Genomic DNA, 23,562 nt, shown 5'->3' with positions numbered 1-23,562 from the left:
AACAGCGAAGCGTTCAACAGAATAGGGCGAATTACGCCGCAAACTCCTGCTGTTGGGTTTTACGGGCTTCTTCTCTCTCGACGTTGCGCATCATGAGGGACGGGCCGGTTTCAGCCTTTTTCTTCACCACGGTCAGGTGGCGCAGTACGGCATCGTTGAACTTGAACGCATGTTCAATTTCTTCCATCACGGCCTGGCTGGCTTCGATGTTGATGCAGAGGTAATGGGCTTTGGCGAGCTTCTGGATCAGGTACACCAACTGGCGACGGCCCCAATCTTCAACACGATGCACAGTTCCGCCGCCGGCGGTAATCATGCCCTTGTAGCGTTCCAGCATGGCTGGGACTTGCTCGCTTTGATCCGGGTGGATCAGCAAGACGATCTCGTAATGACGCATAAAATCTCCTTTTGGATGCAATAAAAAGCTGCCCCAGCGTCGTTAAGGGTGCAGCAAGGCGAAGCCTATGATTATAGCCCGTCACCGGCTTGATGCGAAATAGCCCTGCCCTGACGCGGCGCTGGCGCTGCAAAAGACCTGTCATGGGCTTTCAGATCCGGATAACGGATGTACTCCAGCAGCGCCTGCATGTCCTGGCTGGGCGGCCGTGTCACCAGACTGACCAGGATGATCACTGCAAAGCCAACAGGCACGCCGAACAAACCGGCTGATATGGGATCAATTCCCCACCAGAGCTGAATCGGCGAGGTAATGCCGAAGGTGGTGCGTAGCCACGGCTGGGTAGTGATCATGTAGTAGGTCGTCACGCTCAGGCCCGACACCATTCCCAGGGTCGCCGCCGTGCCGGTAGCGCGTTTCCAGAAAATACCCATGCTCAGCGCCGGAAAAAACGACGACGCTGCAAATGAAAAAGCGGCCGATACCAGAAACAGGATATCGGCCGGTTTCTGGGCTGCTACATAAGCCGCCAGCAGGGCAACGATGAGCAGCAGTATTTTGGACAGCGTGACACGGCTCACGGTTGAGGCATTCGGATCAATCATCTTGTAGTACAGGTCATGTCCCAGCGCATTGGCAATGACCAGCAGCAGTCCATCCGCGGTAGAGAGTGCGGCGGCCAGTCCACCTGCCGCCACCAGCGCTGAAACAACGTAAGGCAACCCCGCCAGTTCAGGCGTGAGCAGCACCACAATGTCGCCACCCATCGTCATTTCATTGAGTTGCAAGACATTGTCTTTGTTGACATCAACCACCGACAGCAGCGCCGGATCGACCTTGTTCCACTCATTCACCCATGCGGGCAGTTGGTCAAAGGGTGTACCGACCAGCACGGTAAAAATTTCATACTTCACCAGCACGGCCAGCGCAGGTGCGGTGCAATACAGCAGAAAAACGAAAAACAGTGACCAGGTGACGGACTGCCGTGCCTCACGAACGCTGGGCACGGTGTAATAGCGCATCAGGATGTGCGGCAAGGCCGATGTCCCGACCATCAGGCAAAAAACCAGCGCCAGGAAGTTGCGCCGTGAAGTGTCGTAAAGCTCTTTTTCCTGAACTGTGCCATCAGGATTGCCCAAAAACTGGGCGGCATGGGCAGGCATGCCATTAAGTGGCTGGCTTTTGATTTCGTCTGCCGTTTTGGCGATAGCCCATTCACGAAGTGCCGCGCGCTCATCTTTCGGCAAGGCTGCCAACGCCTTGCCAGCGGCAGAAACCTCGGCTACCGACGCATTGCCAGCCTTCAGGGCTGCCAGTTTTTTGGTGGCAGCCAGTTTGTCGGCAGCCATCGAAAGCTCCGGATGCTTCATTTTTTCGGCCAAGACTTCTGCGCGTTTGCTGAATAGGGCACGAACCTCCAACTCCTTGGGGTCTGTCGCCAGTTCTTTTTCCTTGGTGGTCACTTTCTCCAGTTGAAAGCCGTAAACCGCTTGCGGGACAGGAATGCCGGTCTGCTTGACCGACAGCCAGACGACCGGAATCAGGTAAGCCACCAGCAAAATGATGTATTGCGCCACCTGCGTCCAGGTCACCGCTCGCATTCCGCCCAAAAATGAGCAAACCAGAATGCCGCCCACCCCCAGAAAAATACCCAGCTCGAAAGCAATACCGGTCAGGTAGGACGTGATGAGTCCGACGCCGTAAATCTGCGCCACCAGATAAGTGAATGAACACAGGATGGCTGCCAGCAAACCCATAAAGCGCGGCAGATGCCCGCCGTAGCGCTCGCCCAGGAAATCCGGAATGGTGAACTGCCCGAACTTGCGCAGGTAAGGGGCCAGCACCAGCGCCACCAAACAATAGCCACCCGTCCATCCCATGATGAATGCCAGACCGCTGTAACCCGTAAGGTACAGCGTGCCGGCCAAGCCCAGGAATGAAGCCGCAGACATCCAGTCGGCCCCTATTGCCATCCCGTTATAAATCGCCGGGACTCGGCGGCCCGCCACGTAATATTCGGCGGCGTCGGTGGTGCGGGTCATGATGCCGATACCGGCATACAAAGCAATCGTGGACAGCAAGAATGTCATGCCTATCCATGAGTGCGGCATGCCCAGGCGCTCCAGCCCCCCCAGCAGCAGCACATAAACGACAAAACCCAGCGTGAACCAGCGATAAACGCGGTCCAGTTGGGACTTGAACTGTTTTTTGGAGTGCGCAACGCCTTCACGGCGACCGAAAAAATCAGCCATGCTCAGTCGTCCTCGTCTGCTACGTCATGCTCTGCATCAAGCCGGTTCATGTACCAGGCATAAAAACCAACAATCAGGCAATAGATCAGCAATGCGCCTTGTGCACCCATCCAGAAGCTAAAGGGCCAGCCGAAAAAACTGAAGCTAAGGAACCGCGCAAAGTAGGCAACGCCAAAAGTCGCGACGAACCAGACGAACAATAGCAAGGCCGTCACCACCATGTTTTTGCGCCAGTAACGGCGATGCAATTCAGCAGGCAACATCACGCGTCAGGACATGCCGGTTATTAACTTGCAAATGGACGGACAGGCCGATGTCGCGCTCAAGTTGCGCGGCCACCCTGGGTTCGAACTGGCGCAGGTGATCAATCACCTGGCGCGCTTTTTCGGGTTCACCCAGCGCCAGGTTGACCTCTGCCAACCGGTACCAGCCATAGGGACTCATGGGTTGCAGCCGTGTAGTTTTTTCCAGCGCCTGCCTTGCCTCATGAAACTGCCGCTGATGGATCAACGCCAGCGCAAGGCCGTACCAGGCCCGGTCCATGCAAGGCTGGTGCTCGACGGCTTTTTCAAATGCAGGTCGGGCTTCATCATGCCGTCCGTTCTGCTGCAATACATAACCCAGGTTAAAGCAGGCCGCTGCCTGCTGCACTGGCGTACCCGTGACGCGGCTGAGTTGCTGCAAGCTGGCAATGGAGTCATCCAGCCTGTTGAGCTGGACCAGCACATGGGCACGGCTGGCAAGCGCATAACGGTCCATGGGCAAAAGCACCAACATGCGGTCAAACCGGGACAGCGCTTGTTCCCGCTGTCCGAGCGCCAGCAAGACCAGGGCTTGCCCCTTTAAAAAAAGGTAATCAAGACGGCGCTTGAGAGAACAGATCATTTGCACAAGGCAACGCCGATTTGCAGGCAGATGCTGACTTTGGCCAAACTCGCCGCACCCCAGACAAGCAGCAGGAGAAAAAATGCAACCAGCGGTACATGCTGATCCAGCACCACGCGAGGAGAAAGCCAGCGAACAGCACGAATCCAGGGCCGTCCCAGAAGTTGTAGCAACGCATAAAACGGGTTGGTATTGCGGGTTGCGCCTGTCATCAAACCGAGCAGCCATTGGCCGAGCAACGCCAGCAGCGCAATTTCAGCAGTCAGTTTGATGGCAATAACAACAGTCAGCATGGCAGCAGGCCCGAGAACAACAGTCTCCGATTGTCATCGGAGGATATCGCCATTACTGGCCCTGCCCACTGAAGACACCGGGGGTTTTCCCTCGGTGAAGCACTGATAACTTCAGCTCGCCAGGCGTTTCCAGGTTTCAATCACCGTATCGGGATTCAACGAGATTGAGCCGATACCCTGATCCTTCAGCCACTGGGCAAAATCTGGATGGTCGCTGGGCCCCTGGCCGCAGATACCGACATATTTACCCTGACGCTTGCAGGCCGAAATGGCCAGGCTGAGTAAGGCCTTGACCGCCGGGTCGCGCTCATCGAAGTCCTTGGCCAGAATCTCCAGACCCGAGTCGCGGTCCAGGCCCAGCGTGAGCTGGGTCAGGTCATTCGAGCCAATGGAAAAGCCGTCAAAGTATTCCAGGAACTGGTCGGCCAGCACGGCATTGCTCGGCACTTCGCACATCATGATGATCCGCAAGCCCTTTTCGCCGCGCTTGAGGCCATGCTCGGCCAGCAACTCCGTCACCGCCCTGGCCTGGCCCAGCGTACGCACGAACGGCACCATGACTTCCACGTTGGTCAGGCCCATGTCATTGCGTACACGCTTGAGCGCTTCGCATTCCATGGCAAAAGCCTCGCGGAAATCGGTGCTGATGTAGCGTGCGGCACCTCGGAAACCCAGCATTGGATTTTCTTCTTCAGGCTCATAGCGCGAGCCGCCAATGAGCTTGCGGTATTCGTTGGACTTGAAGTCCGAAAGGCGAACGATGACCGATTTTGGCCAAAAGGCAGCACCAATCGTGGCAATCCCTTCGGCAACCTTGTCCACATAAAACGCACGCGGCGACGCATGGCCGCGTGCCACGCTTTCAACGGCCTTTTTCAGGTCGGCATCGACATTCGGGTAGTCCAGAATCGCCTTCGGATGCACCCCGATGTTGTTGTTGATCACAAACTCGAGCCGTGCCAGGCCGACGCCCTGGTTAGGAATCTGGCAAAAGTCAAAGGCCAGCTGCGGATTGCCTACATTCATCATGATCTTGATGTCGATGGGCGGCATCTCGCCGCGCTGCACTTCAGTGATTTCGGTTTCCAGCAGGCCATCATAAATAGTGCCCGTATCGCCTTCGGCGCAACTCACGGTGACGAGCATGCCATCCTTGAGCTGCTCCGTGGCATTGCCACAGCCCACCACGGCCGGAATGCCCAGTTCACGCGCGATGATCGCTGCATGGCAAGTGCGGCCGCCGCGGTTGGTCACGATGGCGCTGGCCCGCTTCATCACGGGTTCCCAGTTCGGGTCGGTCATGTCGGTGACCAGCACGTCGCCGGGCCGGACCTGGTCCATGTCGCGGATGTCGTGCACGATGCGGACCGGACCGGTGCCGATTTTCTGGCCAATCGCGCGGCCTTCGGCCAGCACGGTGCCGGTTCCCTTGAGCTTGTAACGCTGCTCGGCCTTGCCCTTGGCCTGGCTTTTCACGGTCTCGGGCCGTGCCTGCAAAATATACAGTTCGCCATCGGTGCCGTCCTTGCCCCACTCGATGTCCATCGCGCGGCCGTAATGGTCTTCAATGATCACGGCATAGCGAGCGAGCTGCTCGACATCGGCATCGGTCAGTGAAAAGCGGTTGCGCAGTTCAATCGGCACATCGGTCGTTTTGACGAGCTTGCCGCCGGTTTTTTTCTCTTCAGCCGTGGTGAATTCCATCTGCAGCAGCTTGGAGCCCAGGTTGCGGCGGATGACAGCGCGGTTTCCCGCCTTGAGCATCGGCTTGTGAACATAGAACTCGTCCGGATTCACAGCGCCCTGCACCACTGTTTCGCCCAGGCCGTAGCTGGAGGTGATGAACACCACGTCCTCAAATCCACTTTCGGTATCGATGGTGAACATCACGCCGGCGGCCCCCAGGTCGCTGCGCACCATGCGCTGCACGCCAGCCGACAAGGCCACGTCGGCATGAGCAAAGCCCTGGTGGACGCGGTAGCTGATGGCCCGGTCGTTGTAGAGCGAGGCAAACACCTCCTTCATCTTGTGCAGCACGTCTTCAATGCCGACCACGTTCAAAAAGGTTTCCTGCTGGCCTGCAAACGAGGCATCGGGCAAATCCTCAGCGGTGGCTGAAGAGCGCACGGCAAAGCTGGCCTGCGCGTTACCCGCGCTCAAGGTGGCAAAGCTGTCGCGAACGGCCTGCTCGAATTCTGGCGGAAAAGGCTGGGCCTCGACCATTTCGCGAATCTGTGCGCCGGCTGTGGCAAGTGCCCGGACGTCCTCGGTGTCGAGCGCATCGAGTACCGCATTGATTTTGTTGTCAAGCCCGGCATATGCCAGAAACGCGCGAAAGGCGTGAGCTGTCGTGGCAAATCCGGTCGGCACCCGCACGCCCTGCGGTCCGGTAGGCAACTGCGAGATCATCTCGCCAAGGCTCGCGTTCTTGCCACCGACGGTATCAACGTCGGTCATTCGCAGGTTTTCGAACGGTACGACCAAAGCGGTCGATTCAAACAGGTTGGACATAAAAATACTCCGGAGGTTTAAAAATCGGCACTATCGGCCCGGTGCGACATCCAACCGTGTTGTTCTTTTGTAGGGGTTGATGCAGCGCACTGAACCATAAACTGGATAATTAACCCGATTGTAGGGGGCTGCCGCCCGGCGCATTCATCTTCTCTTTTCACCTGACCGAATCGACCACCATGTCCAATCGCACCGTGTTTTTCATCTCCGACGGCACCGGCATTACCGCCGAAACCTTTGGCAACGCCATATTGGCCCAGTTTGAAATCAGTCCGCGCCATGTCCGCCTGCCTTTCATAGACACCGTGGACAAGGCCCATCAGGCGATCCGCCATATCAATCACACCGGGGAACTGGAAGGCAAGCGGCCCATCGTTTTCACCACGCTGGTGAACATGGACATCCTGGCGGTCCTCAAAGCCCAGTGCAACGGCATGCTGCTGGACATGTTTGGCATATTCGTGGCCCCGCTGGAAAGCGAACTGGGAATCAAATCCAACCACCGGGTTGGCCGGTTTTCTGATGCCTCCAAAAGCAAAGCCTACGACGAGCGGATCGAGGCCATCAATTTCTCGCTGGCGCATGACGACGGACAGAGCCATCGGGATCTGGCGGGCTCGGACGTGATCTTGGTAGGCGTCAGCCGCAGCGGAAAAACGCCCACCACGCTGTACCTGGCCATGCAGTACGGCCTGAAGGCGTCCAATTACCCCTTGATCCCCGAAGACTTTGAGCGCCGGCAATTGCCGCCAGCGCTGGTGCCGCACCGCAAGAAAATCTTTGGCCTGACGATTGCCCCGGAACGGCTGAGCCAGATCCGCAACGAGCGCCGGCCCAATTCGACCTATTCCAGCCTGGCCAACTGCCGCAACGAGATTCATGAGGCCGAGGCCATGATGCGCCGCGAAGGCATTCGCTGGCTCTCGACCACCACCAAGTCCATCGAGGAAATTGCCACCACGATCCTGCAGGAAATCAGGCCGGAGCGGCTGGAGTATTGACCGCCCGCACCCGCGAGCCAGTCCTGGCGCAGTTTTCACTATGCTTTTGATAGCTGTTTACGCCCGTTCCTATTGCGCTATAGCCTGTTTTTAATAGCAATACATCAAAAACAGCCCGCCAGAATGCCACACGCCGTAAAGAAATAGCCAAATCCAATTTTATTAATAGTTAATTTCTATTTAATATATTAAATTAAGAGTCATATACTATCAACTCATTCAGATTTTCAACCACCCGTAGAGGAAGCAGCCATGTCCCTGATCAACACCGAAATCATCCCTTTCAAAGCCACCGCCTACCACAACGGCAAGTTTGTACCCGTCAGCAATGACGACTTCAAGGGCAAATGGTCTGTTGTCGTGTTTTACCCGGCCGATTTCACCTTCGTGTGCCCGACCGAACTCGGCGACCTGGCCGACCACTACCCTGAATTCCAGAAGCTGGGTGTCGAGGTGTACAGCGTATCGACCGATACCCATTTCACCCACAAGGCCTGGCACGACACATCCGAGACCATCGCCAAGGTGACCTACCCGATGATCGGCGACCCAAGCGGAAAGCTGACGCGCGCGTTCGAAGTCATGATCGAGGAAGGTGACGACGCCGGTCTGGCTTACCGCGGCACCTTCGTCATCGATCCAGAAGGCAAGATCAAGACCATTGAAGTGCATGACAACGGCATTGGCCGCGATGCCGCCGAACTGCTGCGCCGCGTCAAGGCTGCGCAATATGTAGCCGCCCATCCGGGTGAAGTCTGCCCCGCCAAATGGAGCGAAGGCGCTGAAACGCTCAAGCCGTCGTTCGACCTGGTCGGCAAGATCTAAGCCGCTTCGTGCGCGCCACAGCCCGGGCGCGCTTGCACCCGGGCTTTTTTTATTCCACCACGTATCCAGAAAGTGAGTTCGCCATGCTCGACGCCAGCACGAAAGCCCAATTGAAAAGCTACCTCGACCGGGCCACACAACCGATCGAAATCGTCGCCTCGCTCGACGCTGGCAAGGCGTCGGGCGAGTTGCAGTCGCTGCTGAAGGACATCTCCGACTCATCCAGGCTGGTGAAGGTCAGCGAAAGCCGCGACGACAATCACCGCAAGCCGTCGTTTTCCATCAATCGCCCCGGCGAAAATCACGGTCCGCGTTTTGCCGGGCTGCCGATGGGCCACGAGTTCACGTCGCTGATCCTGGCCTTGCTGCAAATCGGCGGCTACCCACCCAAGGTGGACGAAGCGATTCTGGAGCAGATCCGCGCGCTTGATGGCGACTTTGAATTCGAGATCTATGTCTCGCTGACCTGCCACAGCTGCCCCGACGTGGTACAGGCACTGAACCTGATGGCGGTGCAGAATCCGCGCATCAAAAACACCATGATTGACGGGGCGCTGTTCCAGGACGAGGTCAAGGAGCGCCAGATCATGGCCGTGCCGACCGTTTTCCTGAACGGCGCCGAATTCAGCCAGGGCCGCATGAGCCTGGAAGAAATCCTGGCCAAGATCGACACCAGCGGCGTTGAGCGCGAAGCGAAGAAAATCGCTGCCAAGGCCCCGTTTGACGTACTCATCGTCGGCGGCGGCCCGGCCGGCGCGGCGGCTGCGGTGTACGCAGCGCGCAAAGGCATCCGCACGGGCGTGGTGTCGGAACGCTTCGGCGGCCAGGTGCTCGACACGCTGGGCATCGACAATTTCATTTCAGTCCAGCATACCGAAGGCCCGCAGTTCGCAGCCGCGCTTGAACAGCATGTGCGCGACTACGAGGTGGACATCATGAACCTGCAGCGCGCCAGGGCGCTGGTTCCCACCACCGATGCCGGCCATGCGCTGCTTGAAATCCAGCTTGAAAGCGGCGCGTCCTTGAGGGCCAGATCGGTCATCATCGCCACCGGAGCGCGCTGGCGCAACATCAACGTGCCCGGCGAGCACGAATACAGGAACAAGGGCGTGGCCTACTGCCCGCATTGCGACGGACCGCTTTTCAAGGGCAAGCGCGTGGCGGTGATTGGCGGCGGCAATTCAGGCGTCGAGGCGGCGATTGACCTGGCAGGCATCGTCGGCCATGTCACGCTGGTCGAATTCGATAACGTGCTGCGTGCCGATGCCGTGCTGCAGCGCAAGCTGCACAGCCTGAAGAACGTGACGGTGTTCACCCATGCCCAGACCACCGAGATCACCGGCGACAGCCAGAAAGTCAACGGGCTGATCTACAAGAATCGTTCAACAGGCGAATTGCACAAGGTCGAACTCGAAGGCGTGTTCATCCAGATCGGCCTGGTTCCCAACACCGACTGGCTCAAGGGCACGGTCGAGCTGTCAAGGCACGGCGAGATCGTGGTCGATGCCAGGGGCCAGACCTCGGTGCCCGGCGTGTTCGCGGCGGGTGATGCGACAACCGTGCCCTTCAAGCAGATCATCATTGCGGCCGGTGATGGCGCCAAGGCGGCATTGAGCGCATTTGACCACCTGATCCGGACGCCGGCGCCTGTGCTTGAAATGGAAACAGCGCTGGCGGACTGACTCCGGCCAGGAAATCAGCATCAAATCGGCCTCTTGCGCACGGCCAGTATGCGCAAGCAGCTATATAAACAATAGCATCTAAAGCACCGCCTCAAAGCCCTCGAACTGCGGCGGCCCGAGGTACAGGCCGCGCTGCTGGCCCGCGCTGGCATGCGCGGCACGGAAGGATTCGGAACGGGTCCAGGCCTCGAACGCGGCGGCGCTTTCCCAAGTGGAGTGCGAGACAAACACCGTGGCCTGCGCATCGCTTGGCCCTTGCAGCAGGTTGAAGCGCTGAAAGCCCGGCACCTCGGCCAGCCGGCTGTCGCGCTGGCGCCAGACTTCGATGAATTCGGCCTCGCGGCCCGGAGCGATGCGAAAACGGTTCATGGCGATAAACATGGTGCGTGTCCTTTCAATTGAAAATCAGGAGTCGGAATGCGAAGCATGCCACGCAGGGCGGCAGGCGCCGGACGGCTTCAGCGGTAGCCTTCTTCGCGCAGCACGCGCTGCACCACCGGCCGGGCGCGCACCCGCTGGTAATGCGCGGCGCAGCGCGGCGGCAGGCTCAAGCCTGTCTTGTCGGCCCAGAACTCGACATAAAACAGCGCCGCGTCGGCTATCGAGAAATCGGTGCCGCAGGCGTAACCGGCTTCGGGCAGGCGCGCTTCGATCACGGCAAACGCCTCGGCAATGATCTCGCGTCCGCGTGCCTGAATCCCCTGCTGCCATTGCGCCAGCAACGGCCCGTCCAGCCCCGCGGGCAGATAACGGTCGGTGGTGAAAATCCGCGTGTAGCCCTGGCCATGCACCGTGCCCACCACATGGTCCATCAGCTCCAGGGCCTGCGCGGCCTGCAGCGGGTCGTCGGGCAGCAGGCGCTTGCGCGGATAGCGGCGCGCCAGCCAGTAGGCGATGGCCTGGAACTCGGTCAGCGCCTGCCCATCGTCGAGCACCAGCGTTGGAATCGTGCCTTTCGGGTTGAGCGCAAGGTACTCGGGGCGGCGATGGTCGCCGGCCGGCATGTTCACGATGGTGACTTCAAACGGCAGCTCCAGCTCTTCGAGCAGGATGTGGATGCCGGTCGTGCAGGAGCCGGGCGTCATGTAGAACTTCAGGGTCATGCAGTCTGCAAAGCAAGATGCGTGACAGCATCGCCAGTGGCCTGAACAAAGCCTGCGTGCAGCGGCGCGAACGGGCGTAGCCGGGTCTTTCATGGCGACTTGCCAACAAGCCCCGGCATGAAGCTGACACCCATCCGAAGCCCATTCGCCTGTCTGCTTTGTAGCAAGGCCTAACGCCTGTGTCACCTTTGTCTGCCTATGTCTTGAACAAACCCACGCACCTGGACAGCGCAAAATAGGTGCCATGGATTACCCACGCCTGAACTCCTTCGCCGTACTCGGGCTTGCCAGCCTTTTTTTTCACCATGCCGTGTTCGCCGCGCCGCTCTTGCGCTGTCATGTGAGCTATGCGGGCACCACCCAAGTCATTGAAACCATGCCTGTGGCCGATCCTTATCCGGTTCCCTCGGTTGACATCGGCGGGCGTTTTCGCTTCAAGGCGGTGATGGTTGGCAGCACTGCGCGGATTGAGCGCATCCTGCTGTACGCCTACCTTGATGCCAGAACGCAGCCCATCCTGATCCAGGAAGCCAAATACCTGCCGCCGTTCAAAGCCTCGGCAATGCCCTATCCGCTCACGGGTGAGCAGCACCTGTACGCTGGCCCGGCGGAGCGCGAGTTGATCTACAACTGCACGCTGCAAGGAGTTCGCCCGTGAAAGCCGGTTTTCGTCATTGGATCAGTGCCTTGTGCCTGGCCTGCTGTCCGCTGGCTTTTGCCGCTGCGCCCGACCCGGTCAGCCTGGTGTTTGCGGGCGACATCGTGCTCGATGACTCGGCCGGCGAGATGATCGAGCGGGGACAAGACCCGTTTGCCGGCCTGGCCGCTGTCTTTGGGGGGGCCGACATCCGCATTGGCAATCTTGAATGCGTGATCGCCACCACCGGCTCGGCGGGCGACAAGAACTACACCTTTCGCGCGCATCCGCGCACCCTCCCCGTTCTGAAGCGACACTTTGACGCGCTCGCGCTGGCCAACAACCATTCCGGCGATTTCGGCCGCGAGGCTTTTGCGCAAATGCTCGGCCTGCTCAAGCAATCAGGCCTTGCCCAATTCGGCGGCGGGATTGACCTGTCGCAAGCGCATACCCCGCTCATCATTGAACGCAAGGGACTGCGCATTGCCCTGCTGGGTTACAGCGAATTCATGCCGCGCAGCTTTGAGGCCGACTACAACGCGCCCGGCATCGCCTGGAGCGAGGATGAACAGGTCGTGGCCGACATCAGGAAGGCGCGCACGGTTTACAAGGCCGATCTGGTGATCCCGGTGATGCACTGGGGCTGGGAAAACGAGCTGGCATCGAACGCCCGCCAGCGCCAGCTGGCCCGGCTCATGATTGACGCAGGCGCCGATGCGGTGATTGGCGGGCATCCGCATGTCACGCAGGAGATCGAGCATTACCTGGGAAAACCCATCATCTACAGCGTGGGAAATTTCATCATGAAGGAAACCGACAACGCAAATCAGCGGCGCGGCTGGGTGCTCCGGCTGCAACTGGACAAAAAGGGCGTGAGCAGCTTTGACACCGTTGTTGTGCAGATCAGCCTGGAAGGCATCCCGCAACCAGACCGCGATGCCGCCAGCCCATGCTGGCGCCGTGGAGATACGGGCCTGCGGTTATGCCGGAATCCGGACTGATACAAATAATTTGCCAGATGCGGCTAAAAATACGTCGGCGCTTGCAGCGCCAGGGTGATGGCCGATAGGCTCTGGGTTTATTATTAAAAAAGGCTGTTTGTGCAATAGACATGGGCTCAAATAGCTATGTATTTAATAGCAAATCTGTCTGGCAAGCGTTTTGCCTGGTTTGCAGTTTGGCGCAGCCAGCTTGCCTTGAAAAGCACGGGCTTAAACTTGCAGGTTCTGGCGACAGCCCGTTGCGGCTTCAATCCGGCTTGCGCCCACTCACCTGCCTTTTATTTCCTGAGCACCTTTTTCATGCCATTTTCATCACTCGGCTTTTTGCCGGCCTTGCTGCCCGTCCTGCTGCGCGCCATCGCCGAAAAGGGCTACCTTGCGCCGACCGCCATCCAGGCAGCGGCGATTCCCGCCATCCTGCAAGGCCGCGACATCGTCGGATCGGCCCAGACCGGCTCCGGCAAGACCGCCGCCTTCGCCCTGCCGCTGCTGCATCAACTGGCCCAGGCGCCGGCTGATGCCAAGCGACGCATTCGCGGCCTGGTGCTGGTGCCGACGCGCGAACTGGCGGCGCAGGTGGGCGAGGCCATCGTCAGCCTGGCCAAATATTTGCCGCAGCGCGTCAAGGTGGCGGTGGTGTTCGGCGGCGTGTCGATCAATCCGCAAATGATGAACCTGCGCGGCGGCGCCGACATCATCGTCGCCACGCCGGGCCGGCTGATCGACCTGATCGACCACAACGCGCTGAAGCTCGACCAGGTCGGCATGCTGGTGCTCGACGAGGCCGACCGCCTGCTCGATCTGGGTTTTGGCGAGGAACTGGGCCGCATCCTGGCCTTGCTGCCGGCCCGGCGCCAGAACCTGTTTTTCTCGGCCACCTTTCCACCCGCGATTGAAGCGCTGGCGGCCAGCATGCTGACGGACCCCTTGCGCATTGAAGTCGAAGCGGTAAAGCAGGCCGAGCCCGAGATCGTGCAGCGCGCCATTGAAGTGGACCCGAGCCGACGCACCCAACTGCTGCGCCACTTGGTGCAGACCGAAAAATGGAGCCGGGTGCTGGTGTTCGTGGCGACCAAGCATGCCGCCGAGATCGTCGCCGACAAGCTGCGCAAGGCCGACATCGAAGCCGAACCCTTTCATGGCGAACTGAGCCAGGGCAAACGCAACCAGGTGCTGCAGGATTTCAAGGCAAAGCTGCTGCAGGTGGTGGTGGCCACCGATGTGGCGGCGCGCGGCATTGACATTGCCCAGTTGCCGGTCGTGGTCAATTACGACTTGCCGCGTTCATCGGTAGATTACATACATCGCATTGGCCGCACCGGCCGGGCCGGCGAAACAGGCATCGCCATCAGCTTTGTCAGCGCAGACACCGAAGCGCACTTCAAGTTGATTGAAAAGCGTCAAAAGATGAGCGTGCCGCGTGAACAGGTCGCGGGGTTTGAGCCGGTCGAGGTGCAGACTCCGAATGCGGCCGATCCGGCGGGGACGGGCGGCATCAAGGGCAAGCGGCCCAGCAAAAAGGACAAGCTGCGGGCACTCGCCGCCGGAAAATAAGCCCGGCAAGAAAGGATTCGCGCCCGGCCAGTCAATTTGCAGGGTAGGCACCGGCGGTCATTCATGTAACACTCTTTCGGCAATAGCAAGAAAGAGTAACAAATGACACGCTGGGCTGCGGGATTCCTCGGGGCGATTTTCCTGTCGCTGCTCACCTCGTGCGGCGGCAGCGACACGCCAGCGCCCTCCTCCGACACGTCCACGGCCAGCTTTGCCGTGGCAAGGATCAACGCCGCGCAAGGCGTGCTTGAATTGCCATTGCTGCAATCGGGCAATGCGCTGTATGTCGATGTGCGCATCGGTTTTTCACCTGACGGGACGTTCAAGCTGCTGTCCGGGCGGTCGGCCGAAACCGCTTCACGCCCTGCCGATGCGGTGCTGCAGCCGCAAACGGCGCTGGCGGACCTGCAAGCCTCTGCAGCAACCCTGCAACTGGACATACGCCGGCCGCACATGGATGCCTCGGTCTATGAGGCGGTGACCGTTGAACTGGAAAACGGCCGCTGGCGCTACCCGCAACCTCTCGTTCCGGCAACGACGCTGACCTCCAGCGACCTGCGCGCCAATCCGGCGCTTTTCGCCAAGGATCACCAGCTGATGGTGATTTCATCGGCACCCGGCCATGCCGAGGTGTTTGCGCTGCGGCTGGAAAACCGCAATTACCGTTTCTGCATGGATGCGCAGGACGATGGCGCCGATTCCATCGCCCTGCTTGACGCGCAAGGCGCTGAATTGCTGAGCGTGCGCGCAGGCGGGCCGTGCGCTTCCTACACGGCAGAGCAGGGCCTGTACAAGGTGCGCCACACTTACGGCGGCACGGGCTCGGGCCGGACGGTGTTCATGCGCCAGCGCCCTGCCGAACAAGTCCCCCTGACACAGCCCCCCAGCGGACGGCCACCGCTGAAAACGACAGACAACCTCAAGGAATACTGGGGCATCCTGGCGACTTTTCTGGACCCGGTCACGCAACGCGTGAGCAGCGACGGTTTTCTCGGGCTGGCCGGAGCCAGGCCCGGAGATGGCAGTTCCCCCGCAGGTTACTGTTTTGCAAACATTGCTGCCTTCCTCACCTCCACGGCCCTCAACACCAGCAGCCCCCTGGCCGCGACCCACCTGTTCGACGGCGCCAATTTTTTCGAGCGCATCAATGACAGCGCGGGAAACCCGGTCAAGATCGGACCGGCATTTGTCTGCCCCGACGGGAGGCTGAGGTTCGAATGGGCCTATCAGAATGAGACAGCCCTGGTGATGGCACTTCCCGGCGCCACGATTCCTGATGATCATCCGGTCAGGGTCAATGGCTTTTCCGCCGCGCGCAACACCTTCCTGTTGCAGGGAGCCTCGGGCAAGGGCGGCGACAGCGTTCCCGACTCGCCGCTCGGATTCCCGTTTGGCGTTGAGGTCACCACCCCTGCATTTGACGGAGGCCTGCGGCCCTTGACGCCCAGCCAGGTTGCCGACTGGCTGCCCGAATACCGCACCGTGCTGCGCTACCGGCCGGACGGTTTGCCGGGCACCACAACGCCCGCGCAGGGGCAGGTGGCGCTTTTCAACAGCCGGGACTGCAGCGGCGCCGCCATGCTCGTGGACCAGTACGACCTGCCCGGCATCATTGCGGGCGGCCCGCTGGGCAATTTTGACCGCTCGTTGAAACTCGGCACGCTGACGACGGCCACGGTTTACGCCAGCAAGTTCCATCGCGGCGAGCGCCAGCAACTCGAACGCTCCGGCTGCCTCGCCAGCGGCTGGGGCACCACGGGCTGGAAGGCCGCCTCCCTGTCGATCAGGATGGAAACCGTTCAAATCATCGTCTCCACCAAGGCGTGCGAGCAGTGCAACCTGGCCGGCATTGACCTTTCAAGGGCAGACCTGAGCAATGGAAAATTCTACGGCGCCAACCTCAACAATGCGCACCTGGGCAACAGCAACCTGGCGGGCGCCGACCTGCGCTACGCCTCGCTCCAGGGCGCGCAACTGCCCAATGCCAACCTGGACGCCGCCAACCTGTGCGCGGCCAACCTCAATGCCGCGCCGTCCAGCGCGGGTTCGTCCAATGTGGCGGCCAACCTCAATGGGGCTTACCTGCGCAATGCCTACCTGTATGGCAGCAACATGGCCGGAGCCAACTTCAGCAATGCAAGTTTTTTCAGCACCAGCGCGGGCGCATGCCAGTCCACGGCCTGCGGCAGCTACCAGAAACCGGCCTGCGCAAGCGCTTTTGGCGCGACGCTTGAAAGCACCAGGTTCAGCAATGCCTACCTGGCGGGCGTGGACATGGGCAACGTGGCCGGCAGCGCCGCCGATTTCAACCATGCCGTTCTAAGCGGCGCGTCGTTTCGCAATGCGACGCTGACACCGGACTTCAATGGCACGGCGGTGAATTTTGGCAACGCTTTTTTGCAGGGCACCGATTTCACGGGCGCCAATCTCGTCAGCGCGATTTTTACCAACGCCTATGTGGACACCGCCCCGAATGGGGGCTGCATGCAGTTCGAGCTGGGCGCGGCCTACACCTCGTTTCCAGGCTTTTCGGTGCCGACGCCACCGGGCAGCGCCACCTGCGCCAGGGCCGCATCGCCAGCGCCAACCTGCGTCCAGTTCACCTACAACCGGCCCACCATTCTGTCGGCCCTGGTGGACCCGCCGACAACCCCCTTGAGCCAGGCCATTCCCAGGAACAGCAGTTGCTTTGACGCAGCCCCGCTGTGCGGCGATGCATTTACCGGAGTCGGCCCGAATACCTGCTGGTCAAGCCCCTGACATTGGCTCATGTTTGCTACGTATTTGATAGCTGTCCGTGCTCACCAGTCCTGCGCAAAAGGCCGAAAAGGCTTTAAAAAAGAGATGGATGGCCGTCTTCATACCCGGTCAATTTGTAGGATAGGCGCTTGACCACATTGATGCAAGACTACTGCAACATTTTCAAAAAGAAGTAACAAATGACACGTTCGGCTGCGGGATTCATGCTGATGGTTTGCCTGGTGCTGGCCAGTTCCTGCGGCGGCGGCAGTGATGCTTCGGCGCCCGCACCCGCTGAGGCTGATCCGGTTCACACGGCCAGCACGGCAGTGGCAAGAATCAATGCCACGCAAGGCGTGCTGGAGCTGCCGCTGCTGCAGTCGGGCGATGCACTGTATGCCGACGTGCGCATCCGGTTTTCACTCGACGGAAGTTTTGAGCTGCTGTCATGGCGGCCGGTCACATCGGCTTTTGCACCCGTGGACGCCGATTTGCAGCCGCCAGTTGCACTGGCCGACCTGCAGCGGTCCAGCCAGGCCCTGAAGCTGAACATCCGGCGCCTGCACATGGATGCGCAGGTCTATGAGGCCGTGACAGTGGCGCTTGAAAACGGCCGCTGGCGCTATCCACAGCCGCTGCTGCCCGCCACCGCCCTGACCTCGAAAGACCTGCGCGCCAACCCTGCCCTGTTTGCTCGTGACGACCATCTGGTCGTGATGGAATCGAGTCCCGGCCGGTCGGAAGAATTTCCGCTGCGGCTGGAGACCAGGCGCTACCGCTTCTGCATGGACCCGCAGGACGAGGGCGCTGACAGCGTCGCCTTGCTCGATGCAAGCGGCGCCAGCCTGCTGACCGTCCAGGCCGGAGGGCCTTGCGCCACCATTCAGGCCGAACAGGGCTTGTACAGGATTCGCCAGCGCTACGGCGGCACCGGCGCCAGCCGCACGATGTTCATGCGCCGGCAGCCGGCAGGGCAACCCGTGTTAACCCAACCGCCCGGCAGCCAGCCGCCGCTCAAGGACGCTGGTGTTGAAGAGTACTGGGGGATTCTGGCCAGCTTCATTGACCCGACGACACAAAAGGCAAGCAGCAGCGGGTTTTTGGGACTGTCGGGCTGGCGGCCTGGCGGCCCAGAGTTTCCGGACATACAAGGATGCGTGGGATATATCCATGCCTCGGTCCAGTCATTGAAGGCCAACAACACCAACAGCTATTCAGCGAGCACCCTGCTGGATGGACTGAATTTTTTCAAGCGCATCAATGACAGCCAGGGAAACCCCACGCAACTCGGGGCACCGCTTTCATGCAATGGCGGGCTGGTGGGCCTGGAGGCATCCCCAACACTGGCTGTTGCGTTGATTGCCTCGGGTGACGTTCTGCGCCTCACCGGCGCGATTCAGATCGACAGTTTTTCCACCGCGACCAACGCATTCATTTTGAAATCCGTCCGAGACGGCTTTGCATCCCAGGCGATGGGCTTTCCCTACGGCGTCAACGGGATTGTGCCCAACCGCCCGGAGGAACTAGGCGTCCTGGTGACTTTGACGCCCGATCAAATAGCGCAATACCAGCCCGAATACCGCACCGTGCTGCGCTACCGGCCGGGCGGCTTTGCAGGAAATAGTCTCCCGGCTCAGGGCCAGGTGGCTCTATTCAACACCCGCGACTGCAGCGGCGCCGCCATGGTGGTTGATCACTACGACCTGCCCGGCATCATGCCCGGTGGCCCGCTGGGCAATTTTGACGGCTCCTTGAAACTCGGCACGTTGACCACGGCCACGGTCTATTCGGCCATGTCCCAGCAAGGCGAACAACAGCATTTGAACCGGTCTGGATGCATTGCAGCCGGCTGGGGCAGCGCGGGCTGGAAGGCAGCGTCCCTTGCCATCGACGTCGCGACCCTGGAGATGGTGCTGTCCGACAAGAAGTGCGAGCAGTGCAATCTGTCGGGCATCGACCTGACGGGCAGGTCGATGCCCGACGTGAAACTCTACGGCGCCAACCTCAACAATGCCCATCTGGCCGGCAGCGACCTGTCGGGCGCCGACCTGCGCTACGCCTCGCTGCAGGGCGCGCAACTGCCCAATGCGAATCTGGACGCCGCCAACCTGTGCGCGGCCAACCTCAATGCCGCGCCGTCCAGCGCGGGTTCGTCCAATGTGGCGGCCAACCTGACCGGCGCTTACCTGCGCAACGCCAGCCTGTATGGCGGCAACATGGCCGGGGCCAACTTCAGCAATGCGAGTTTCTACAGCACCAGCCAGACCGCGTGCCAGCCTTCGGACTGCAGCGTCTACCAAAAGCCGGTGTGCGCCAACGCCTACGGCGCCAAGCTGGACAGCGCCAAATTCAGCAGCGCCTACCTGGTGGGCGTGGACATGAGCAATGTCGCCGGCAGCGCCGCCGATTTCAGCAATGCCGTGCTCAATGGCGCATCGTTTCGCAATGCCACGCTGACCCCTGACTTCAATGGCACGCCGGCCAATTTCAGCAACGCCTTCCTGCAGGGCGCCGATTTCACCGGCGCCAACCTCGTCAATCCGATTTTCACCAATGCCTACGCAGACACCAACCCGGATGGCGACTGCATGCAGTTCGAACTCGGTGCCTCCTACACCTCATTTCCCGGTTTTGCCGTTGCCGTGCCTGCGCCGCCGCCGGACCGCACCGTATGCGTCAAGTCCGCGCCGGTGCAAACCTGCGTGCAGTTCACCTACAACAAGCCCACCCTCGGCCTGGTGCTGGACCCGCCGGCCACGCCCTTAAGCCAGGCGCGCCCGAAAAACACCAGCTGCTTTGCAGAGGCGCCGCTGTGCGGAGACCCTTTTATCGGGGTCGGTCCCAATACATGCTGGTCGCCATGACGCGCCTGCGCGCAAGCAACAAGCCCTGACGAATGAAAGCTTTTCACCCTGAGCACCCAGGCATCCAAGCCATTATTTTTACCGTCAATCCAAAGAAAACCTCATGAACAACGATCAACTCCCGCCCCCCAAAGACACCAGCCGCCGGCGTTTTCTGCATCAGCTCTCAGGGGCTGGACTGGCGCTGGGCACCGCGCCCTGGCTGATCAGCTGCGGCGGCAGCGACTCGGAACCCGCCACACCGGTGAAGCCGTTGAATGAAACCCGCAGCTATTTTTTCAACCTGACGAATTCCCAAGCCAACACCGAGTATTTTCTGGTGGCCGGCTCGCGCCATATCAAGCTGGCCAAGGCAACGCTGGCCGACCTTCAAACCATTCATGGCGACATACCGAACCTTCCGGCCGATGGGCTCACCCATGTGGCCAGCCAGATCCAGATGTCGGCCCGCAGCCCACAGGTCTGCTACATCAAAGCCGTGCATGGCACCGGACCTTCCGACTGGCACATGCACAGCATCTTCTATCACGTCCCGGCCACCGGCATCAGCGCCGAGGCAGCCTTGCAAAAAGACTGCAAAAAAGATGGCGATCTGCTGCGCCAGGGTTTCACCTCCTGTCCTGCGGGCGTGCCGGCGGGCTCGGGCTCCCTGCTTGCAGCGTCCAACTTCTGCGTGGGTCCGGTGTATGACAAGTACAAGGATTATTTTGACCATGCCGTGGCGCTGATTTCCAACCATCCGGAAATCGGCTCGTTTGATGCGGAATCGCTGAACTACATCCACCAGAACATCATCTGCAGCGACCCCAATACCTACAACCTGGCGGTTTCGCTGGTTCGCCAGGGGGCGGCGACCAAGACCGAAAACGTCGGCTGGGCCACGCTGGTTCCGTTCATCGACCCCAACACCGGCAAGGTCCGCATTGACACCAACGGCCAGGAAGTCTGCATGGTCAAGTATTCGGCCACCACGCTCAACATGGTGGGGCTGGCCATTGCAAGCGTGCTGCCCAAGGTCAAGAACGACCCCAACCTGGGCGTCAACATCACGGGCCTGCCGGCCGACCAGCTCAATGCCGCCCTGAAGGGAAAAATGTGGGTGGTGCGCAACGGCACGCCCACCGCCCCCGGCGCCGGAACGGCCAGCAGCGCCCTGTTCACCCGCACGCCGGTTGCCAACGCCGCCGCAACCTTCACCTCGCGCGACGTGTCCACCGGACCGGGGTTCAACATCATCAACGTCGCCGGCAGTGGCCGCACGGTGAACTTCACGATTGAAAACTGGTATTTGCGCTATCTGGGCCTGTATGCGCGTTTCCTGGACGGCAATGGCAACCCGATCAAGATTGCCGACCTGCCGGCGGACGCCAAGAACCAGTTCTCCAGCAACAACCTGAACGGCACCCACGACGGCTTCATCAGCATCATCAACCAGGAACTGGTGATCCTGGGCATTCCGGTCAAGCAGAACGTGCAGGACTTCAGCATCAAGATACCGGACATGGCCGCCTCGGTCACCATCCTGGCCGGCGGCCTGGGCCACGGCACCAAGTCCTACCCGGACACCATCAACCCCGGCGCCGTCATGACGGCGGTGCTTGACCTGGCGCTGCCCGGCCTGTTCCTGGTCATGGCGGCGGCCCAGGGCCTGGTGTCGCTCTCGACCAAACTGTCGGTGGCCACCAAGCTGCTGATCAGCACGGCGCAGGTGTTCATCACCGCCATCACCGATGCCGGCCTGGTCGGCACCTTTGGCGATGCCAAGACATTCGCGAACCTGATTGTTCCGGTGGCCTCCACATTGCTCAAAAGCGCCAAGGAGCTGTGGCCCCTGGTGACCGAATCGCTGGCCGAAGGCGAGGCCATCGGTGTCGCGGAAGACTGCATCCCGTTTGGCATCGGCCTGATCCTGCAGGCGGTTTGCGCCGTGGCCACCGCCGCGCAGATCACCGAAACCAGTGTTGAAGTCGCCAATTCGCCCTGGACTTACGCCACGCAGGTCGGCCTGACCCATGACCTGGCCGTCACCCTCAACCACGACCCGGCTGACGTGGCCGGCTTCCCCGCCACGGCAACGTCGTACCGGCTTCTGGCGGCATGCGACGGCGGCACGCCCAGCGACTCAGGCGTGATCGCCATGCCGGCGGGCACCCGGACCACGCCCCTGACCTATACCTTCAAAAACCTGCCTTCAGGCGGCAATGTGACGGTTTCGGTTGCCTTCAGCGCGGGCTCGACGCTGGTGGGCACAGGCTCCACCGGACAGGTTTCCAATGTGCTGGATACAGCGAGCATCACGATCAAGGAACTGCTGGTGCCGCTCACCGCAAGCACCCAGTACAGCCACCGCGAGAAAACGGCGCTCGACAGCACAGGCAAACACATCTGGCTGCCGACCACCACGCCGCCACCGGCCCCTGCGCTGAATTGCGGAAACCAGGCGGGCAATCTCTGCTCGCTGGTGGGCATCACCCTGAGTTCACCCTTCGGCGCAGTGGGTTACGCCTGGCAGGCGTCGAGCACGGGCGTGACTTCATCGACCGGCGCCACCGGGCAGCTGTACCAGTTCGCCAACATCTCCTTCACCGAAGACCCGCAAGCCGGCTATATGTCGTCCGGTATCGGCTTTCCCCTGCCCGCCCGCCTGGCTTATGACCGCGCCAGCCCGAGCAGCCACAGCTTCTACATCGACACCAGCACGGGCAAAAGCATCGTGCGGCGGGTCAACATGACGGGAGTCAATACCCCGCCGACGTTCGACAGACCGGACTCCAACAAAGCGGTCGGGCAGTTCAACTTTGCCTCGGACGCTTTCCTGATTCATCCCACTGGAAAATTGATCAGCTTCAACTCATCGCTCAGCAAGATGGAGGTGCTGACGCCCTCCGACCTCCCCACCAGCGATGCCGCCGCGCCGCTGGCCCAGTCTTACGCCGGCCCGGGCTCGCGCGACGGACTGATGAATGGCCCGGTGTGCGCGGCGGTGGCGCCGGATGGCAGCATTTTTGTGATCGAACAGCGCAACAACCGGATCCAGGCTTTCGACACAGGCGCCAACCCGGCGCCGCTGTTTGGCGGCACATCGACCATGGCGCTGAAGCAGCGCAGTGCCGCAAGCTATCTGGACATCAGCGTGGAGTTCACCGGCTTTATCTATGTATTGCTTAAAGATGAAAGTACCGGGCTGTTCGTGCTGGACATTTACACCAAGCAAGGCGTTTTCCTGGCTTCCACCAACGACATGCGCGCCTCCAAACTGGCCATCGACCTGTTCCGCAATGCCTACACCCTGAACTTCGAGACGATTGGCAATGCCAGTTTCATCGAGCCTTCGGTCAGCCAGTGGATTCCATCGACATAAACGCAAAAAGGGGGGCCTGCGCTGCAGACCCCCCTTACAAAATTTTAAAGAGAATTCAATCAGGCCTGGGCGTCTTCAGCGTGTGGCTTGGCCATGCGGTGGCCGTGCCTGGTGACCACTTCGACATAAAACTGCTCGCCGCCTTCCTGGACAACCGTGTCGATCAGTCCCATCAGCGTGGCGAAGTGAACGACGGCGGCCGTGGCTTCGTTGCTGCCGAACTTGCAGTCGAAGTCCCAGAAATCCACGCCCGCCGGCAGGGGCCGGGCACGCTCGCGCTTGACGTATTTGCGAATGTCGTGCTTGCTGGCTTCCACCAGGCGTTCACGGTTTTTGCCTTCGATAGTAAGGAGGTATGTTTTTCTCATGGGAATGTGTCCTTGTATGGAGCGATTAGATGCAATATCACCCCTTGCGGACGTGACTCGGAAGCGCCCTATTATCGGGCCGTGCAAGG

Annotated in this window: 18 protein-coding genes; 9 read left to right on the top strand and 9 right to left on the bottom strand. The window is 60.4% G+C overall.

Annotated features, from left to right (window positions below; genetic code table 11):
• Window positions 1-31: 31 nt before the first annotated feature.
• The 6 genes from rpsF to ppsA form a co-directional block, all read right to left on the bottom strand.
• Window positions 32-397, bottom strand: a complete 366-nt coding sequence (rpsF, locus tag ABLV49_RS08400) for a 30S ribosomal protein S6 (protein WP_011801780.1) — start codon at window positions 395-397, stop codon at window positions 32-34.
• Window positions 398-468: 71 nt separating this feature from the next.
• Window positions 469-2,649 (bottom strand): sodium:solute symporter family protein, encoded by a 2,181-nt coding sequence (locus tag ABLV49_RS08395; RefSeq protein ID WP_349281149.1) that lies wholly within the window; start codon window positions 2,647-2,649, stop codon window positions 469-471.
• A 2-nt stretch (window positions 2,650-2,651) separates the two neighbouring features.
• On the bottom strand, window positions 2,652-2,912 hold the full coding sequence (locus tag ABLV49_RS08390; protein WP_011801782.1) for a DUF4212 domain-containing protein: 261 nt from the start codon (window positions 2,910-2,912) through the stop codon (window positions 2,652-2,654).
• On the bottom strand, window positions 2,899-3,426 hold the full coding sequence (locus ABLV49_RS08385; protein WP_349281148.1) for a tetratricopeptide repeat protein: 528 nt from the start codon (window positions 3,424-3,426) through the stop codon (window positions 2,899-2,901). The genes ABLV49_RS08390 and ABLV49_RS08385 overlap by 14 nt, the downstream gene beginning before the upstream one ends.
• Window positions 3,427-3,530: 104 nt before the next feature.
• Window positions 3,531-3,827: a hypothetical protein gene (locus ABLV49_RS08380; RefSeq protein WP_349281147.1), complete on the bottom strand. Its 297-nt coding sequence runs from the start codon at window positions 3,825-3,827 to the stop codon at window positions 3,531-3,533.
• Window positions 3,828-3,938: 111 nt separating this feature from the next.
• Window positions 3,939-6,338, bottom strand: a complete 2,400-nt coding sequence (ppsA, locus tag ABLV49_RS08375) for a phosphoenolpyruvate synthase (RefSeq protein ID WP_349281146.1) — start codon at window positions 6,336-6,338, stop codon at window positions 3,939-3,941.
• A gap of 179 nt (window positions 6,339-6,517) precedes the next feature.
• On the opposite strand from ppsA, the gene ppsR reads away from it, so the two are divergent.
• The 3 genes from ppsR to ahpF all read left to right on the top strand — a co-directional run bounded on the left by ppsR (window position 6,518) and on the right by ahpF (window position 9,846).
• A complete protein-coding gene (gene ppsR, locus ABLV49_RS08370) occupies window positions 6,518-7,339 on the top strand; it encodes a posphoenolpyruvate synthetase regulatory kinase/phosphorylase PpsR (protein WP_011801785.1) in 822 nt (273 codons plus the stop codon).
• Between the two features lie 252 nt (window positions 7,340-7,591).
• Window positions 7,592-8,164 (top strand): alkyl hydroperoxide reductase subunit C, encoded by a 573-nt coding sequence (ahpC, locus tag ABLV49_RS08365; RefSeq protein ID WP_011801786.1) that lies wholly within the window; start codon window positions 7,592-7,594, stop codon window positions 8,162-8,164.
• Window positions 8,165-8,247: 83 nt separating this feature from the next.
• On the top strand, window positions 8,248-9,846 hold the full coding sequence (gene ahpF / locus ABLV49_RS08360; RefSeq protein ID WP_349281145.1) for an alkyl hydroperoxide reductase subunit F: 1,599 nt from the start codon (window positions 8,248-8,250) through the stop codon (window positions 9,844-9,846).
• A gap of 78 nt (window positions 9,847-9,924) precedes the next feature.
• Here ahpF and ABLV49_RS08355 read toward each other — a convergent pair whose 3' ends face one another.
• The gene (locus ABLV49_RS08355) at window positions 9,925-10,227 is read right to left on the bottom strand and encodes an antibiotic biosynthesis monooxygenase family protein (RefSeq protein ID WP_349281144.1); all 303 of its coding nucleotides are present in this window, start codon (window positions 10,225-10,227) and stop codon (window positions 9,925-9,927) included.
• A 77-nt stretch (window positions 10,228-10,304) separates the two neighbouring features.
• On the bottom strand, window positions 10,305-10,949 hold the full coding sequence (locus tag ABLV49_RS08350; RefSeq protein WP_349281143.1) for a glutathione S-transferase family protein: 645 nt from the start codon (window positions 10,947-10,949) through the stop codon (window positions 10,305-10,307).
• Between the two features lie 244 nt (window positions 10,950-11,193).
• On the opposite strand from ABLV49_RS08350, the gene ABLV49_RS08345 reads away from it, so the two are divergent.
• The 6 genes from ABLV49_RS08345 to ABLV49_RS08320 all read left to right on the top strand — a co-directional run bounded on the left by ABLV49_RS08345 (window position 11,194) and on the right by ABLV49_RS08320 (window position 23,105).
• On the top strand, window positions 11,194-11,607 hold the full coding sequence (locus ABLV49_RS08345; protein ID WP_349281142.1) for a hypothetical protein: 414 nt from the start codon (window positions 11,194-11,196) through the stop codon (window positions 11,605-11,607).
• On the top strand, window positions 11,604-12,587 hold the full coding sequence (locus tag ABLV49_RS08340) for a CapA family protein (RefSeq protein WP_349281141.1): 984 nt from the start codon (window positions 11,604-11,606) through the stop codon (window positions 12,585-12,587). Before ABLV49_RS08345 ends, ABLV49_RS08340 begins: the two co-directional genes overlap by 4 nt.
• A 300-nt stretch (window positions 12,588-12,887) precedes the next feature.
• Window positions 12,888-14,141, top strand: a complete 1,254-nt coding sequence (locus tag ABLV49_RS08335) for a DEAD/DEAH box helicase (RefSeq protein ID WP_349281140.1) — start codon at window positions 12,888-12,890, stop codon at window positions 14,139-14,141.
• A gap of 102 nt (window positions 14,142-14,243) precedes the next feature.
• On the top strand, window positions 14,244-16,901 hold the full coding sequence (locus tag ABLV49_RS08330; RefSeq protein WP_349281139.1) for a pentapeptide repeat-containing protein: 2,658 nt from the start codon (window positions 14,244-14,246) through the stop codon (window positions 16,899-16,901).
• Window positions 16,902-17,080: 179 nt separating this feature from the next.
• Window positions 17,081-19,744 carry a pentapeptide repeat-containing protein gene (locus ABLV49_RS08325; protein WP_349281138.1) on the top strand — a complete coding sequence of 888 codons (2,664 nt, stop codon included), beginning with the start codon at window positions 17,081-17,083 and terminating at the stop codon, window positions 19,742-19,744.
• A gap of 103 nt (window positions 19,745-19,847) precedes the next feature.
• Entirely contained in the window at window positions 19,848-23,105 is a 3,258-nt protein-coding gene (locus ABLV49_RS08320) for a hypothetical protein (protein WP_349281137.1), read from the top strand.
• Window positions 23,106-23,164: 59 nt separating this feature from the next.
• Here the strand turns inward: ABLV49_RS08320 and ABLV49_RS08315 are convergent, their stop codons facing one another.
• Window positions 23,165-23,473, bottom strand: coding sequence for a DUF6172 family protein (locus ABLV49_RS08315; RefSeq protein ID WP_349281136.1), 309 nt, complete (start codon window positions 23,471-23,473; stop codon window positions 23,165-23,167).
• Between the last annotated feature and the right edge of the window lie 89 nt (window positions 23,474-23,562).

It is taken from the genome of Polaromonas hydrogenivorans, assembly GCF_040105105.1.
Lineage (GTDB): Bacteria > Pseudomonadota > Gammaproteobacteria > Burkholderiales > Burkholderiaceae_C > Polaromonas > Polaromonas hydrogenivorans.
Note: the sequence above shows the minus strand (reverse complement) of the source record. Positions and strands in the feature narration are given on the sequence as shown.